Here is a 254-nt window from a genome sequence, read left to right as displayed (position 1 = left end):
GTTCATCGCTCGAAGATCAATCCCGTCAACTTCTGGAGCCGTGAGGACCCATTCTTCGCCGATGCCGTCACTCAGGCAAAAGCCGATGGTCTCGACCTGATGGACGCGAATGAGGTGATCCGGGACGGCAACAAGGTGCGCGTTTATATGACGTCTGCCGCGCCAGCCTTCGGTCTCACCGAGTTCACCGTCCAGCAGGGCGATGAGGTGACGGTTTATGTCACTAACATCGATGAAATCGAAGACCTCACCCA

Annotated in this window: 1 pseudogene; it reads left to right on the top strand. The window is 56.3% G+C overall.

The annotated features are described in order from the left end of the window. Window positions 1–254, top strand: a pseudogene (locus HWX93_RS22850) (TAT-dependent nitrous-oxide reductase); the annotation flags it as partial.

This window comes from Brucella tritici (genome assembly GCF_902825325.1).
Classification (GTDB): domain Bacteria; phylum Pseudomonadota; class Alphaproteobacteria; order Rhizobiales; family Rhizobiaceae; genus Brucella.
The sequence above is the reverse complement of the archived record's forward strand: the minus strand, read 5'-3'. Positions and strand labels throughout refer to the sequence as shown.